The sequence below is a fragment of the Mesorhizobium abyssinicae genome (assembly GCF_049887195.1).
GTDB lineage: Bacteria > Pseudomonadota > Alphaproteobacteria > Rhizobiales > Rhizobiaceae > Mesorhizobium > Mesorhizobium abyssinicae.
Genome location: NZ_JARAKC010000002.1, coordinates 312,302 through 328,770, shown reverse-complemented (window position 1 = coordinate 328,770; position 16,469 = coordinate 312,302). Strand labels below are relative to the sequence as shown.

At 65.9% G+C, this 16,469-nt stretch carries 10 protein-coding genes; 5 read left to right on the top strand and 5 right to left on the bottom strand.

What is annotated here, in order from left to right; translation table 11 throughout:
• The first annotated feature begins 1 nt into the window (after position 1).
• The 3 genes from PU724_RS06165 (at position 2) to PU724_RS06155 (ending at position 5,069) form a co-directional block, all read left to right on the top strand.
• Positions 2-1,477 carry a sensor histidine kinase gene (locus PU724_RS06165; protein WP_292168817.1) on the top strand — a complete coding sequence of 492 codons (1,476 nt, stop codon included), beginning with the start codon at positions 2-4 and terminating at the stop codon, positions 1,475-1,477.
• On the top strand, positions 1,477-4,446 hold the full coding sequence (locus PU724_RS06160; protein WP_354421260.1) for a bifunctional [glutamine synthetase] adenylyltransferase/[glutamine synthetase]-adenylyl-L-tyrosine phosphorylase: 2,970 nt from the start codon (positions 1,477-1,479) through the stop codon (positions 4,444-4,446). Before PU724_RS06165 ends, PU724_RS06160 begins: the two co-directional genes overlap by 1 nt.
• 143 nt (positions 4,447-4,589) lie before the next feature.
• Positions 4,590-5,069, top strand: coding sequence for an EF-hand domain-containing protein (locus PU724_RS06155; protein WP_354420834.1), 480 nt, complete (start codon positions 4,590-4,592; stop codon positions 5,067-5,069).
• Positions 5,070-5,210: 141 nt separating this feature from the next.
• Here PU724_RS06155 and PU724_RS06150 read toward each other — a convergent pair whose 3' ends face one another.
• Together PU724_RS06150 and pepN are read right to left on the bottom strand one after the other, a co-directional pair.
• Positions 5,211-7,532, bottom strand: coding sequence for a PAS domain-containing sensor histidine kinase (locus PU724_RS06150; protein WP_354420832.1), 2,322 nt, complete (start codon positions 7,530-7,532; stop codon positions 5,211-5,213).
• 176 nt (positions 7,533-7,708) lie between these two features.
• Positions 7,709-10,354, bottom strand: coding sequence for an aminopeptidase N (gene pepN / locus PU724_RS06145; RefSeq protein WP_354420831.1), 2,646 nt, complete (start codon positions 10,352-10,354; stop codon positions 7,709-7,711).
• A 156-nt stretch (positions 10,355-10,510) separates the two neighbouring features.
• Here pepN and PU724_RS06140 point away from each other — a divergent pair, with 156 nt between their 5' ends.
• Complete coding sequence (locus PU724_RS06140) at positions 10,511-12,817, top strand: xanthine dehydrogenase family protein molybdopterin-binding subunit (RefSeq protein WP_354420829.1); 2,307 nt, start codon at positions 10,511-10,513, stop codon at positions 12,815-12,817.
• Positions 12,814-13,785 (top strand): DMT family transporter, encoded by a 972-nt coding sequence (locus PU724_RS06135; RefSeq protein ID WP_354420827.1) that lies wholly within the window; start codon positions 12,814-12,816, stop codon positions 13,783-13,785. The genes PU724_RS06140 and PU724_RS06135 overlap by 4 nt, the downstream gene beginning before the upstream one ends.
• On the opposite strand, the gene PU724_RS06130 is transcribed toward PU724_RS06135, so the two are convergent.
• The 3 genes from PU724_RS06130 to PU724_RS06120 form a co-directional block, all read right to left on the bottom strand.
• Positions 13,786-14,598 carry a helix-turn-helix domain-containing protein gene (locus PU724_RS06130; protein WP_354420825.1) on the bottom strand — a complete coding sequence of 271 codons (813 nt, stop codon included), beginning with the start codon at positions 14,596-14,598 and terminating at the stop codon, positions 13,786-13,788.
• Between the two features lie 94 nt (positions 14,599-14,692).
• Positions 14,693-15,610 carry a uracil-DNA glycosylase gene (locus PU724_RS06125; protein ID WP_320255463.1) on the bottom strand — a complete coding sequence of 306 codons (918 nt, stop codon included), beginning with the start codon at positions 15,608-15,610 and terminating at the stop codon, positions 14,693-14,695.
• Between the two features lie 46 nt (positions 15,611-15,656).
• Entirely contained in the window at positions 15,657-16,301 is a 645-nt protein-coding gene (locus PU724_RS06120; protein WP_354420823.1) for a hypothetical protein, read from the bottom strand.
• Between the last annotated feature and the right edge of the window lie 168 nt (positions 16,302-16,469).

Genomic DNA, 16,469 nt, shown 5'->3' with positions numbered 1-16,469 from the left:
CATGGCATTGTCCGTGCCCGCCATCATGAGGACGACGGCAGCGCGGCTCTCGGCGCTCTATTTCCTGCTCTTCGCCCTGTGCGCCGTGCTGCTGGTCTTCTACATGACCTCGCTGTCGGCGCGCATGCTGACCGCGCAGACGCAGGAGACCATCAACGACGAGGTGCTCGGGCTTGCCCGCGCCTATCAGCGCGGCGGCCTGCCGGTACTGGTGCGCGTTGTCGAAGCCCGGTCGCGCCAGCCCGGCGCCAATCTCTATCTCATCGCCGACACCAACGGCCAGATCCTGACCGGCAACGTGCAGAGCCTGGCGCCCGGGGTGATCGAGACCGAGGGCTGGACGACCGAGCCGTTCTCATACCAGCGCTTCGGCGAGGGCGAGCTCGAACGGCAGCGCAATCAGGCTCCCGACCAGACCACGCCCCCGGCCGGCGAGAGCGAGACGCAGGCCGAGGGCGAAAAGGGCCACAACGCGATCGCGCTGGTGCTGAGACTTCCCAACCAGATGATCATGCTGGTCGGCCGCGACCTCGGCGAGCCCGAGCGCTTCCGCGCCGTCATCCGCCGCGCCCTGATGCTGGCGCTGGGCATGATGGGGCTTGGCGGGCTCTTGATCTGGTTCTTCGTCGGGCGCGCCGCGCTGAAGCGCATCGACAGTGTGTCCGAGGCCAGCCGCCGCATCATGGGCGGCGACCTTACCGGTCGTCTCCCGGTCACCGGCGCCGGCGACGAGTTCGATCGCCTGTCCGAGAACCTCAACGCCATGCTGGCCAGGATCGCCAAGCTGAACGAGGGGCTGAAGCAGGTTTCCGACAACATCGCGCATGATCTGAAGACGCCGCTGACCAGGCTGCGCAACCGCGCCGAGGCAACGCTTGCCGGCCGGCAAAGGACCCCCGACTACCGGCAGGCGCTGGAAAGCACGATCGCCGAATCCGACCAGCTGATAAAGACCTTCAACGCCATCCTGATGATCTCCAGGCTGGAGGCCGGCTATTCCTCGGAGACCACCAGCCCGGTCGACCTTGCGGCAGCAGTCCGCGACGTCGTCGAGCTCTACGAGCCGGTGGCCGAAGAGGCTGGCGTGACGATCGAGACCTCCGTCGAGGAGGATTTCGCCGTCAACGGCAATCGCGAACTGATCGGCCAGGCGCTTTCGAACATCGTCGACAATGCCATCAAATATTCGACCGACTCGACGACGAAGCCGTCCGTTCGCGTGGCGCTACAGCAAATCGACAGGGAAGTCAGGCTGTCGGTCACGGACAATGGCCAGGGCATTCCCGACGATGCCGATCGCGCCCGGGTGACCGAGCGCTTCGTGCGGCTGGAGAAGAGCCGCTCGCAGCCAGGGTCGGGCCTGGGCCTGAGCCTCGCCAAGGCGATCATGACTTTCCACAAGGGCAGGCTTGATCTTCTGCCCGCCAATCCCGGATTGTCCGTTATCATGAGTTTTCCCGCACGGGCGAACCAATGATGGCGGTGAGGATGGCTGCGAAACGCATTGATACCGAATGGCGCCTGCAACCGGCGGCAACGCTTTTGCCGCTGGACGCAGATCGCGCAAGGCGCGAATTGTCGGAAATCGCTTCGGCCGCCGCGGAAGAAGGCCTTGCCCGCCTGGAAACATTCCTGGCGGCCGAGGGCGTGGACCAGGACCTCCTCGCCGCCGTCTTCGACCTGTCGCCATTCCTGCGCGATGTGGCGCGCCGCCGCCCGCAAATCCTCGATGCCTTGTTCGACGCCGATGTGAAGGCTCGGCTGGCGGCGATCGGCGAGGCCATTGGCAAGGCGGCGCGGGCCGAGACGGTCTCCGAGCAGAGCCTGATGATGGAGCTCAGGCAGTGCAAGACGGAAGCGCATTTCCTGATCGCCTTGGCCGATCTCGCCGGCGAGGCCGAGCCAGCGCTGACCGTGCGGCGCCTCAGCGACCTCGCCGACGCCTGCACCCGCGCCGCCGTCGATTTCCTGCTGCGCGACGCGCACGGGCAGGGCAAGCTCAGGTTGCCCAACCCCGAAAACCCGGCGCGCCAGTCGGGCTGGATCCTGCTCGGAATGGGCAAGCTCGGCGCGCATGAGCTGAATTTTTCGTCCGACATCGACCTCGTCGTCTTCTTCGATCCCGACGCGCCGGCGATCGTCGATCCGCTCGATGCGACGGAATTGTTTGCGCGTCTCACACGCCGCCTCGTGCGGATCCTCCAGGACCGCACCGAGCATGGCTATATCTTCCGCACCGATTTGAGGCTGCGGCCCGATCCCGGCTCGACGCCGCTGGCGATACCGGTCGAGGCGGCGCTTCACTACTATGAGGGGCGCGGCCAGAACTGGGAGCGCGCCGCCATGATCAAGGCGCGTCCCGTGGCCGGCGATCTCGCCGCGGGCGCTGCGTTCCTGAAAGAGCTGCAGCCTTATGTCTGGCGCAAATACATGGACTATGCGGCGATCGCCGACGTCCACTCGATCAAGCGCCAGATCCATGCGCACAAGGGCCACGGCGAGATCGCGGTCAAGGGCCACAACGTCAAGCTCGGCCGCGGCGGCATCCGCGAGATCGAGTTCTTCGTCCAGACGCAGCAGTTGATTGCCGGCGGCCGCTTCCCGGAACTGCGCGGCCGCGAGACGGTGCCGATGCTCGGCCAGCTTGCCGCGCGCGGCTGGATCACCGCCGACGCGCGCGATGCGCTCGCCCGGCAATACTGGTTCCTGCGCCGCGTCGAGCATGCCATCCAGATGGTCGCGGACGAGCAGACCCATATCCTGCCCGAGAGCGACGAGGGGCTGGAGCGCATCGCCCGCATGCTCGGCTTTGTCGATCAGGCGCGCTTCGCCGAGGCCTTCCGCGCCTCGCTGCAGCAGGTCGAGCGTCATTACGCGGCGCTGTTCGAGACCGCGCCGGAACTTTCGGCCGGCGTCGGCAACCTAGTCTTCACCGGCGACGTCGACGATCCCGATACGCTGCAGACCTTGCAGCGCCTCGGCTTCCAGCGGCCGAGCGACATTTGCCGCGTCATTCGCGGCTGGCATTTCGGCCGCTACCGCGTCACCCTGTCGGCGGAGGCGCGCGAGCGGCTGACCGAACTGACGCCGGCGCTGCTCAAGGCTTTCGGCCAGACGCGGCGGGCCGACGAGGCGGTGATGCGCTTCGACGAGTTCCTTGCCGGCCTGCCTGCCGGCATCCAGCTTTTCTCGCTGCTGCAGTCCAATCCGGCGCTGCTGAAATTGATGGCGACGATCATGGGCGCCGCCCCGAGGCTTGCCGCCATCATCACGCGCCGGCCGCATGTCTTCGACGGCCTGCTCGATCCGGCTTTGCTCGCCGAACTGCCCGACCGCGCCTATCTCTCGGCGCGGCTCGCCGCTTTCATCGAGGGCGACCGCGCCTATGAGGACGTGCTCGATCGTTTGCGCATCTTTGCCTCGGAGCAAAAATTCCTGATCGGTGTCAGGCTGCTTGCCGGCGCGATCGATCCGGCCCGCGCCGGCCGCGCCTTTTCCGACCTTGCCGATCTCACCATCGAGGCGGCATTGCAGGCGGTCATCGCCGAATTCGCGCTGCGCCACGGCAGCATCGCCGGCGGCACCGTGGCGCTGCTCGGCATGGGCAAGCTCGGCAGCCGCGAGCTGACGGCGGGCTCCGATGTCGACCTGATCCTGCTCTACGACCACGATCCGGACGCGGAGGAGTCCGACGGCGAAAAGCCGCTTGCGCCCTCCCACTACTATACCCGCATGACGCAGCGCCTGATTGCCGCCGTCTCGGCGCCGACGGCGGAGGGCGTGCTCTACGAGCTGGACCTTCGCTTACGCCCCTCCGGCAACAAGGGGCCGGTCGCCACCCATGTCGATGCCTTCAAGAAGTACCAGCGCCAGGACGCCTGGACCTGGGAGCACATGGCGCTGGCGCGGGCGCGCGCCATAGGCGGTGACGCCGCACTCTGCGCCGAGGTGGAGACGGAGGTGGCCGCCGTGCTGGCTCTGCAGCGCGACGCCGCCAAGGTGGTGGCCGAGGCGTCGGAGATGCGCGCGCTGATCGAGAAGGAAAAGCCGCCGCGCGACCGCTGGGACATCAAGCTGATCCCGGGCGGCCTGATCGATCTCGAATTCATCGCCCAGGTGGCGGTGCTCACCGGCCATGTCGTCGAGGCCGGCCGCAGGGTGACCGCGACGGCCGACATCCTGGCGAGGCTTTCTCCCGATTTCGCCGGCGCCGATGTCAGGCAGCAGCTGTGCGATGCCTACACGCTCTATCTCGCGCTGACCCAGATGATCAGGCTCTGCCTCACCGGTGAGTTCCAGCGCGACGACGTGCCGCCGGGGCTCTCGGATCTGCTTCTGGCGGTGACCGACCTGCCGGATTTCGCTGTTCTGGAAGCGCATCTCAAGGAGACGTCGCGAAAGGTCAGACAGGATTTCGACCTCTTGCTGCGTGCGAAGAACTCATGACGAAGGGATGAATGTTACGGCGAGAGCGTCGGGCCCGATGCGGAGGAAATCCGATGCTCGAACAAAGAGATGGATGGCGGCCTGAATCTGATTGAGAGGTTGCCGTCCTGGCATCGGGGGTGACGATGCAACAGGAGAAGACCATGAGAAAGTCTACCAAGCTTGCCCTTGCTTTCATGGCGCTCGCGGGCGCTGTCGGCACCACGGCCTATGCCGAAAACAATGCCAGCGCCAAAATGCGTGACGACATGATGCAGCGCCTCGACGAGGCGCTGAAGAGCCCCAACGGCGCCATCACCTTCGACCAGTTCTCCGACGCCATGGACTCGCGGCTGAAGAAGCTCGTCGCCGAGAATGGCGGCAAGCTGACTGTCGGCGAGCTCGCCGACGCGCTGGAGAAGGCGCGCTTCGAGCGCATGGCAAGGCGCATCATCGCGCGCTTCGACACCAGGGGCGACGGCACGCTGACCGCAGACGACATCACGAGCCGCCAGAAGAAGCTGTTCGCCATGCTGGACAGGAACAATGACGGCAAGATCGAAAAGGGCGAACTGCCGAAGGGCGGCCGCTTCGGACGTCATCGGCAGTGGGACGGCGGGGACGGCGACGACGGCGTGCAGTGAGGCTGAATGATCTGGATCCGGCGACTGGAGTGCCGGACTCTCGAAAGGCCACGTTCTTTCGCGCCCCCCTCTGTCCTGCCGGACAGAGGGGGTGCTGTCCCGCCGACATAGCCGGATTCTGAAACACGCGAAGCTGAAAAACTAAGCCGCAGCTTTTACCGAAGGCGTCGCCTTCTTCAGCGGGATGCGCACCGACACGATCGTGCCGACGCCTTCGGTCGAGCGGATCTTCAACGCGCCGCCCTGCAGCTCGGCCAGCGAGCGCGAGATGGCGAGCCCAAGGCCGGAGCCGGCATGGTTCTTGGAGAACTGGTTCTGCACCTGCTCGAACGGCCGGCCGAGCTTGCTCAGCGCCGCCTTGGGGATGCCGCATCCATTGTCCTCGATCGTCAGAACCAGCGCTCCTGAAGCGCTGCGCGCCCGCACCGAGATGTGCCCGCCCTGACCGGTGAACTTCACGGCGTTGGAAAGCAGATTTATAGCGATCTGCTTGATGGCGCGGCGGTCGGCGAACAGCCGCATCGCATCGGCGATGCGGGTCTCCACCGTGATCGACTTCTCCGCCGCCTGCAGCGAGATGACGCGCACCGTCTCCTTGATCAGCGGGCAGAGGTCGATCTCCTCGCGGTCCATCGAGAACTGGCCGGCCTCGATCTTCGACATGTCGAGTATGTCGTTGATGACGCCGAGCAGGTACTTGCCGCTGCCGTTGATGTCGGTGGCATATTCCTCGTAGCGCGGCGAGCCGAGCGGCCCGAACAGGCCTTGTTCCATCAGTTCGGAGAAGCCGATGATGGCGTTGAGCGGCGTGCGCAGCTCATGCGACATGTTGGCCAGGAATTCCGACTTCGCCCGGTTCGCCGCCTCGGCGCGTTCGGTTTCCTTCATGTATTTGCGGTTGAGTTCGACCAGTTCCCTGGCGCGCTCCTCTTCCGCCCGGCGGGCGAGGCTGAGGTCGTGGATCGTCGCCATCAGCCGTCGTTCGCTGTCGACCAGCTTTTCCTGGTGCAGCTTGATCTGGGTGATGTCGGAGCCGACCGAGACGGTGCCGCCGTCCCTGGTGCGCAATTCGTTGACCTGCAGCCAGCGGCCGTCGGCAAGCTGGCGCTCGAACGTCGAGCCGCCCTGTGGACCGTTGGCATTGGCCAGCCTGCGCTCCGAGGCGAAGGCCAGCATCCGCTCTTCCAGCACGGCGCGCACGGCGCCCGGCATCACGTCGCGGTCCGACAGGCCGTTGTCCTTCTGGTATTTGGAATTGCACATGATCAGCCGCTCGGCGGCATCCCACAGCACGAAGGATTCGTTGATGTTCTCGATGGCGGTCCGCAAGCGCAGATCCGCCGCCTCCGAGCGCAGCGCGAGATGCCGCTGCTCGGTGACGTCGACGGCGATGCCGATCAGCTGGATCTCCGGCGCCTCGGGGTCGATCACCTGGGCCCGCGCGCGCATCCATACCCATTGGCCGTCGGCGTGCCGCATGCGGAACACCTGGTCGATATGGTCGATCTCGCGCTCGACGATGCGGTTGGCAAGCTCGAACAGGTCGCCGTCCTCGGGATGGATGATCTCGTCGACCTCGCCGAAGGACAGCATCGTGTCGCAAGGCTCGTAACCCAGCATGTCGTACATCGAGCGCGACCAGTACATCTTGCCGCGCACCATGTCCCAGTCCCACAGGCCGCAGCGGCCGCGCACCAGCGCCATGTCGATGCGCTGATGCGCCTCGAGGTAAATGCGGTCGGCGGCCTGGGCGCGCGCCGCCTGGCCGAAATAGGCGTAGAGGATGATAATCAGCACGCCGGCCGTCAGCACGAACAGGGTGACGTTGAGCGAGACCGTCTTGCGCCAGCTGTCGAAGACTGCGTCTTTCGGCACCAGAGCGGCGGCGGCGTTCTTGCGGCTGGCCGTCAGGCTCACCGCCGCGTACCAGTCCTGCCCGCCGATGCTGACCTCCATGACGCCGGCGCGCTCGCCGAACATGAACAGCGGCTGGCCGCCGAGAACGAGGCTGTCCAGCGAACGCCCCTGCCAGCCGCTCGACAGCGGCGACACGGCGATGATCTTGAAGCTGCCGTCGGTGATCGCCAGCACATGGCTGCGGCCCATGGCGCCCTGGCGGCCGGTGCTCTCCATCAGGTCCGCCGCGCTGACGGTGGCCGTATTCGGGTCGGCGGCGATCGCGCTCGCCATCTGACCCACCGCCAGCGAAAGGATTGCCTTGGCGTCGCGCTCGACCTCGTCGCGCTCGTTCATCAGCGACAGGACGCGCAGCGCGGCGATGACGATCAGGAAGATGATGATGAGGGCAGGGATCGAGCGGCGCAGCCAAGGCTCGGCCGCCAGCAGCCGCCTATAGGCGGGTTCGGCGATCAGCCGGGTATTGCCGGCAAGACCGTCGCGCCGCGCGTTGCGACGCTCAAAAGCCTTCCCTCCGGGCGCGCCCCACGCGTCCGCCTTGGCCATAAATGGCTACTCCCCGAATTCCCTCTGCTTGATGATCCGGTTACGCCGCACGTCCGAATCGTCATTAAAGAATCAAAGGTGATTCGCCTTGTCCAGAGGCGCGGCCAAAAAAGATTAAAAATTGATTGAAATTCGTCGAAACTGCCAATCTCCCCCACGAGGGGGGAGATCGCTAGTCACGCCAGCGTTCGCTCGACGATATCCCTTAGATCCGCCGACAGCTTTTCCGTGCCTGCGATCGCAAGCAGCGCCTCCCTGGCCTTGGCTTGGCGCCCCGGCTCCAGCGAGCGCCAGGAGCGCAACGCGGTCGCCAGCCTGGCCGCCACCTGCGGATTGCGTTTCTCGACCTCGAGCACGGTCTCGGTGAAGAAGCGGTAGCCTTCGCCGTCGGCGCAGTGGAAGCCGGTCTGGTTGGCGCTGGAGAAGGTGCCGATGAGCGAGCGCACACGGTTCGGGTTGGCCATCGAGAAGGCCGGATGCCCGGTCAGCGCGCGCACCGTCTCGACGGTCTTGGGGCCGGGCACGCCGGCCTGGATCTGGAACCATTTGTCCATCACCAGCGCATCGTTGCGGTACTTAGCCTCGAAATCGGCCAGCGCCTGTTGCGCTTCGGCCGACCCGGCATGGCGGTGCGCCAGCACGGTCAGCGCGGCGGCGCGGTCGGTCATGTTGCTGGCGGAGCGGAAGTGAGTTGCCGCAAGCGCGGCGCTTTCCGGCAGCAGCGCCAGATAGTCGAGCAGGATGTTGCGCAGCGCCCGCCGGCCCGCACTCGCCGCATCGGGGCTGAATGGCCCCTTGTCGGCAAGCCGCTCATAGAGGCCGGTGAAGTTTTCCCGGTTCGCCCTGGCAATGGCCAGTGCCAGCGCCTCGCGGGCGGCGAAGATGGCGTCGGGATCAATGCCCTTGCCGATGTCGCGGGCGATGTCGGCTTCGCCCGGAAGCGAAAGCGCCAGCGCCCGGTAGGCCGGCTCCAGCGTCTCGTCGGCGGCGATCCTGCCGGCAAGTTCGGTAAGCCGCTGGGTGAAGACCGGCGGCTTGCCGCCGAGCACCTGGCGGAAGGCTGCGATCAGTGCGTCGGTGAGCAGCGTGTTGAACGCCTGCCAGCGCGAGAAACTGTCGCTGTCATGGCCGGCAAGAAAGAACTGGTCGTCGGTCTTCTGCTCGACCGACAGCGTGACCGGTGCCGAGAAGCCGCGGTTGAGCGACACCGCCGGGCGCTCGGCGACGCCGGTGAAGCGCACGACATGCCGGCGCTTGCGGATGTGGATGACGCCGTCCTCGACGGTGGCGCCCTCGACGTCATCGTAAGAGACGGGCTTGCCGCCGGCACCGACCAGACCGAAGCCGAGCGGAATGTGCATCAGCCGCTTGCGGCTCTCCGACGGCGTCGGCGGCACCGACTGCTCGATCTCCAGCGTGAACTCCTTTGCCCGTGCGTTGTGCGAGGAACTGACGGTCAGGTTCGGCGTGCCCGCCTGATGGTACCAAAGCGCGAATTGCGACAGGTCGCGCCCCGAGGCGTCCTCGAACACTTTCAGGAAATCCTCGATGGTCGCCGCCTCTCCGTCATGGCGCTCGAAATAGAGGTCCATGCCGGCACGAAACGCTTCGGCGCCGAGGATGGTGCGGATCATGCGCACCACTTCCGAACCCTTCTCGTAGACGGTCGCCGTATAGAAGTTGTTGATCTCGCGGTAGCGGCGCGGCCTGACCGGATGCGCCAGCGGCCCCTGGTCCTCGGGGAACTGGTGGGCGCGCAGCGTGCGCACCTCGGCGATGCGCTTGACCGCCCGCGAGCGCTGGTCGGCGGAGAATTCGTGGTCGCGGTAAACGGTCAGCCCCTCCTTCAGGCAGAGCTGGAACCAGTCGCGGCAAGTGATTCTGTTGCCAGTCCAATTGTGGAAATACTCATGCGCGATGATCGCCTCGATATTGGCGAAGTCGGCATCGGTCGCGGTCTCCTCGTCGGCCAGCACATACTTGTCGTTGAAGATGTTGAGGCCCTTGTTCTCCATCGCGCCCATGTTGAAGTCGGAGACGGCGACGATGTTGAAGACGTCGAGGTCGTATTCGCGGCCGAAGGCTTCCTCGTCCCATTTCATCGAGCGCTTCAGCGCATCCATCGCATAGCCGGCGAGCCGTTCCTTGCCCGGCTCGACATAGATGCCGAGCTCGACCGTGCGGCCGGACAGCGTGGTGAAGCTGTCGGCGACCTTGCCGAGCGCGCCTGCCACGAGCGCGAACAGGTAGGACGGCTTGGGGAAGGGGTCGTGCCAGACCTTATAGTGCCAGCCATCCGCAAGCACGCCGCTTTCGACAGGATTGCCGTTCGACAAAAGCAGCGGCGCTTCGTTGTGCGGCGCCTCGATGCGCACCGTGTAGATCGAGAGGATATCCGGCCGGTCGAGGAAATAGGTGATGCGCCGGAAACCCTCGGCTTCGCACTGCGTGCAATAGACATTGCTGGAGCGATAGAGCCCCATCAGCGCTTCATTGCGCGCCGGCGCGATTTCGGTTTCCAGCACCAGCTCGAAGCGGGAGGCGGCCGGCGGCTTCAGGACGGCGAGTTCGTCCGGCGTCGCCGCGTAGTCCTCCGGCTGGAGGTCACGGCCGTCAATGGCAATGCCGAGCAGCGTCAGCCCGTCGCCGTCGAGCACCAGCGGCGCCGTTGCGGCAACGCCTTCGCGGCGCTCGATGGTGAGCGTGGCGATGACGCGGGTGGCCTCGGGGGAAAGGCGGAAAACGAGGCTGGTCTGCAAAATGAGATAGTCGCTGGGGCGATAGTCTTCGAGCTTGAAGACATGGCCGGTATCGGTGCGCATTCCCAAGGGTTTTCCTGTCTGTTCCCGGCGCGGCAAACGGGCCCGCTGGTCCAAAAAATTCGAGGTTCGCGCTCTTTACACGAAACGGTCACTCGACAAAACTGCGCCTATGCCTATTTCAGGCATCCATCCCCCCACCGTCATCGCGAGGCATTCATGACCGTCGTCACACCGAAATTCGGCATGGGCGCCTCCGTGTTGCGTCGCGAAGACCAGGCCTTCCTCAAGGGCGAGGGCCGCTATACCGATGACATCAAGCCGGCCGGCCTGCTGCATGGCTATGTGCTGCGCTCGCCTGTCGCCAAGGCGGGCTTCACCATCACATCCACCGAAGCGGCGTCAGCGGCGCCGGGCGTGCATCTTGTGCTGACCGGCAAGGACATCGCCCATCTCGGCAAGCTCAAATCCGGCGTCATGCAGCGCCAGCCCGACGGCACCAGGGCGCCGACCCGCGACATCCCGATCCTGTGCGGCGACAGGGTCAACTATGTCGGCGATGCGGTGGCTTTCGTCGTCGCCGACAGCCGCGCGCTGGCGCAGGACGCGGCCGAGCTGATCGAGGTCGACTTTGACAGCGAGGATGCCGCTTCCGGCACCGCCACGGCGCTGGATGAAGGCACACCGCTGGTCTGGCCGGAACTCGGCTCCAACCGCGCCTTCACCTACCATATTGGCGACAAGCAGAAGACCGCGGCCGCCTTCGCCAGGGCCGCCCATATCACCCGCATCGAATTCATCAACAACCGGCTGGTCTGCAACTACATGGAGCCGCGTTCGGCGATCGGCGAATGGAACGTGGCCGAGAGCCGCTTCGTGCTGACCACCGGGTCGCAGGGCGTGCATTCGATGCAGTACATCATCGCCGAGCTGTTCAAGATCAAGAAGAGCGAGCTGCGCATCATCACGCCGGACGTCGGCGGCGGCTTCGGCCCGAAGGCCTTCGTCTATCGGGAGTATCCACTGGTGCTGGAGGCCGCCAAACGGCTCGGACGGCCGGTCAAATGGGCCGGCGATCGCACCGAGCATTTCCTCACCGACGCCCAGGGGCGCGACAATGTCGTCAAGGCAGAGATGGCGCTCGACAAGGGCGGCCGCTTCCTCGGCATGAAGGTCGAGCTGCTGGCCAATATCGGCGCCTATGTTTCGCAATATGGTCCGTTCATCCCCTATGTCGGAGTCACCATGTCGACAGGCGTCTACGACATAGGGGCGATCGACGTCTCGGTGACCGGCCTCTACACCAACACCTGTCCGGTCGATGCCTATCGCGGCGCCGGCCGCCCGGAAGCGGCGATGCTGCTGGAGAAACTGGTCGATGCCTGCGCGCATGATCTGGGCTTGCCCGTCGAGGAGATCCGCCGCCGCAATTTCATCCGCCCCGAGCAGTTCCCATATCGCACCCAGACCGGCCGCCTCTACGACACCGGCGAGTTCGCCGGCCACATGGACCGCGCCATCGAGCGGGCGGAGTGGAAGGCGTTTCCGCAGCGGCTCGAACAGTCGAAGGCGGCGGGAAGGATCCGCGGCATCGGCATGGCGACTTACATAGAGGCCTGCGCCTTCCCGGGCTCCGAGCCGGCTTTTGTCGAGCTCAACGGCGATGGCACGGTGACGCTGAAGATCGGCACGCAGACCAACGGCCAGGGCCATGCCACCGCCTATGCGCAGTTCCTGTCGGAGAAGCTCGATCTGCCGATCGAGAAGATCCATGTCCGCCAGGGCGACACCGACGATCTGAAGGCTGGCGGCGGTACCGGCGGCTCGCGCTCGATCCCACTCGGCGGTGTTTCGGCCTCCCGCGCTGGCGAGGATCTGGCGAACAAGATCAGGCGCATCGCGGCCGACGAGCTCGAAGCCTCGGCCGGTGACATCGAACTGTCCGGTGGCGTCGCCCGCATCGTCGGCACCGATCGCGCGATCGATTTCGCCGGCGTCGCCAGAGCGGCGAAAACCGCGGACGACCTCAAGGGCTTCGGCGAATTCGTCCAGGACGAATGCACCTATCCCAACGGCACCCACATCTGCGAGGTCGAGATCGATCCCGACACCGGCGCCACCGAGATCCTGCGCTACACCATCGTCGACGATTTCGGCGTCACGGTGAATCCGATCCTGCTTGCCGGCCAGGTGCATGGCGGCGTCGTCCAGGGCATCGGCCAGGCCCTGACCGAGAACACCGTCTATAGCGAGGACGGCCAACTCCTGACGGCAAGCTTCATGGATTATGCCATGCCGCGCGCCGACAATTTCCCGTTCTTCCACTTCGAGACCCGCAACGTGCCTTCGACCACCAATGCGCTGGGCATCAAGGGGGCAGGAGAGGCCGGCACGATCGGCGCCACGCCGGCAGCGCTCAATGCGGTGACCGACGCGCTCTGGCGCGCCCATGGCATCAGGCATATCGAGATGCCGGCCACGCCGGCGCGCATCTGGGCGGCGATCCGGGACGCATCGCCAAGGTGAGCGGCGGGGCGGAGCCGGAAGGCGACGGCGGACACGCCGGCCACCACAGCACGTTGCGGGGCATCGCGCTGAAGATCGTCTCGGTGGCGGTCTTTGTCGGCATGCAGACCTGCATCAAGGCGGCCGGCGACGTGCCCGCCGGGCAGATCGTTTTCTTCCGCTCCTTCTTCGCCATCTTCCCGATCATCGCCTTCCTGGCGTCCAGGGGGCATCTGGCCACGGCATTCGCCACGAAACGGCGGTTCAACCACGTCGCGCGCGGCCTTGTCGGCGTCGGCGCCATGGGGCTCGGCTTCTTCGCGCTGACCAGGCTGCCGCTGCCCGAAGCGATCACGCTGAACTACGCGCAGCCGCTGCTGGTGGTGGTGTTCTCCTCGATCTTCCTCGGCGAGGCGATCCGCGTCTACCGCTGGAGCGCGGTCGCTGTCGGCCTCGTCGGCGTCCTGATCATCTCCTGGCCGGAGCTGACGCTGCTGCGCTCGGGCGCGGCGCTCGATGGCCAGGAGTTGCTGGGCGTCATCGCCGCCTTCGCCGCCGCCGCGATCTCGGCCGTCGCCATGCTTCTGGTGCGCAACCTCGTCCAGACCGAGAAGACGGCGACGATCGTGCTTTGGTTCTCGGTGACGGCGAGCGTCATGGCGCTGTTTTCGGTGCCCTTCGGCTGGCAGGCGTTGACGCCGACGCAGGCCGCCCTTCTGGTTGTCGCCGGCTTTTGCGGCGGGCTCGGCCAGATCCTGATGACTTCGGCCTACCGCCATGCCGAGGCCTCGGTCGTGGCGCCCTTCGAATACACCTCGATGATCCTCGGCGTCGTCGTCGGCTATCTTGTGTTCGGCGATGTGGCATCGCTCAACACGCTGGCCGGCGGTGTGATCGTGGTGGCGGCCGGCATCTTCATCATCTGGCGCGAACGCCAGCTTGGGCTTGAACGCACGCGAACGAGAAGGGCGACGCCGCCGCAGGGGTGATCAAGACCGCTCGGCCCGCTCCTTCGCCAGCCGCACCAACGTCGACCGCGTCTGCTCGTCCGCCGGGAAAAAGGATTCGATCGCCAATTCCGACAGCGTGACATCGAGCGGCGTGCCGAAGACGGTGATCGTGCTGATGAAGGACAGCACCTGATCGCCATGCGCCAGCCGGAGCGGATGCACGATACCGCTCGGCTCGACCGGGGCCGGCCGTGCGCTCTTCAGCCCGGACGGATAGGCCCGCAGCTCCTGCTCCAGCTTGATAAGCACCGCGTCGCCGATGGCGTCGTTCTGATGCTTCAGCCGTTCGAGCAGATGCGCCCGCCATTCGGCGAGATTGACGATGCGCGGCGCGACGCCGCCCGGATGCAGGCTGAGCCGCAGCACATTGACTGGCGGCGCAAGCAGCGACGGCTCGGAAACATCGGCGAGGAATGGGGCGATTGCCGCATTGGCCGAGACGAGGTTCCAGTGGCGGTCCACGGCTAGCGCCGGGAACGGCTCGTGGCCCCGGAGCACCGTCTCCACTGCCGCCATTGCCGGCGCGAGCGCGGCATCGGAGAGCTGCTTCTCGCTGAAGCTCGGCGCGAAGCCCGCCGCCAAGAGCAGTTGGTTGCGCTGCCGGAGCGGGATCGACAGCTGTTCGGCAAGATGCAGCACCATCTCGCGCGAGGGCTGGGCGCGGCCGCTTTCGACGAAGGAGAGATGCCGCTGCGAGATATCGGCCTCCATGGCAAGGTCGAGCTGGCTCATGCGCCGGCGCGCGCGCCACTCGCGGATGAGGCTGCCGGCAGAGATTTCGGATGTGGTCATAGGGGAAGGACTAAGGCGGGGAGGGGAGTAATTCAATTACCTGGGAGGTTATGGCGCTGCTTTCCCGTCTTCCCCTGTGGGAGAAGGGCGCGCTTCACCCCAACGCCCGCAGCTTCGCCTTCACCTCGAGGAAATCCCGCCAGGCGAGCTTCTTGTGCGCCGGTGTCCGCAAGAGATAGGCCGGATGCAGCGTCGGCATCGCCGGAATGACGGTGCCGGACGCCGTCGTATGCGTGCGCCAGTTGCCGCGCAGCCTCAAGATTCCCTCGGTGGTGTTGAGCAGGGTCTTGGCCGAGGGGCCGCCGAGATTGACCAGCACCTTGGGATTGACCAGTTCGATCTGCCTTTCGATGAACGGCCGGCAAATCTCGGTTTCGTGCGGCGTCGGCGTGCGGTTGCCCGGCGGCCGCCAGGGGATGACGTTGGCGATGTAGGCCGAATTGCGGTCGAGGCCGATGGCCGCCAGCATCCGGTCGAGCAGCCGGCCCGAGCGGCCGACGAAGGGCAGGCCTTCGAGGTCCTCGTCGCGGCCCGGCGCCTCGCCGACCAGCATCAGCTCCGCGTTCGGGTTGCCATCGGCGAAGACCAGGTTCTTGGCGGTGAATTTGAGGTTGCAGCCGTCGAAACCCGCCATGTGCTGGCGAAGCTCGTCAAGCGTCGAGGCGCTTGCCGCCATCTGCCGCGCCAGCAGGGCCTGCGCCTCGTCGGGCACCGCTGCGGTGGCGGGCGTGGTGCGCGCCGGCGCGTCCGGCACCTTGCTTGCGTCGAGCCCGGGCGCTGCCTCAGGTCGCTGCGGCGCTCTGTTGGCGTCGGGGCCCGGCTCCGATGCTGGACGTTCCTGAGCCGTGCTTTCGCGCGCGGCCGGTGCCGGCGCGCGCTCGGCTTGCTTCGGCCGAACCTCCGCGAAGCGGTTGATCGGCTCATCCTCCAGCGCCTCGTCGACGCCGGCGCTGGCATAGAAGGCGAGCAGCTCGGCGATCTCGGCGGGGGTGTTGGGGGAGGCGGCAATCATGGCGCCACCATCGTCCGCGCGGCGCCGATTTGCAAGTTGGGCTGCGTCAGCCTGTCGGTATGCGCGGGTCCTGCACCAGGTAGAACGTCCAGCGCGGCGTGTAGTCGGTGATCAAAAATTCGAAGCTGCCCGTCTTCAGAGGGTCGATCTTGCCGTTCTTGAACAGGAGCCGGTCATAGGGCTCGAAGTCGCGGTCGAAGTCGGCGAAGTTGCTCGACACGATGTTGTCGGGCGACTTGTTGCGCTGGTCGAAGGACAGGCCGTCGCCGAACACGCTCGGCTGGTCGCGGATCTCCTGCAGCTCGAACTGGAATTCCACCCAGGCCTGGCCGCTGTTGTTGAGGGCCTTGATGCGCATGTACATGATGCCGTTGGCGACCTCGCCGGCCTTGCCGAACGCCTCGATCGGCTTGGTGGTGCGGATGGTCAGCGTCACCGGTGTCGCCGAATTCAGCTCTTCGGTGATGACGATCGGATCCTCCTTGGTGCCGATGCCGGAAGCGCCGGTGATGTGGAAGCCGCCGAGCTCGTCGGAAAAGGAATAGGCGCCGGTCGCCCAGACCTTTTGCGGATCGGCATCGGCCGCGGTCGGGACCAGCAGCGAGAGGAGCGGAAGAACCGCGCGGCAAAGCTGGCCGGGCGTGGAGAAGAAGCGCGTCAATGAGAAGCCGGATGGCTCAGGCGTGCGCATGGCGCGAAGTATTGCCGATAAGCAAGCCATGGAACAATTGAAAAACGTTGAGGGAAATGGTTCTTGCATGCCGGGCGCGACTTTTTGTCGAAATCGGCTTTGTCCGTTAAGCGCCGGTTTCCCGTCGCGAATTGATGCGCTATGCAGCGCATGAGCCAGCACAATGCG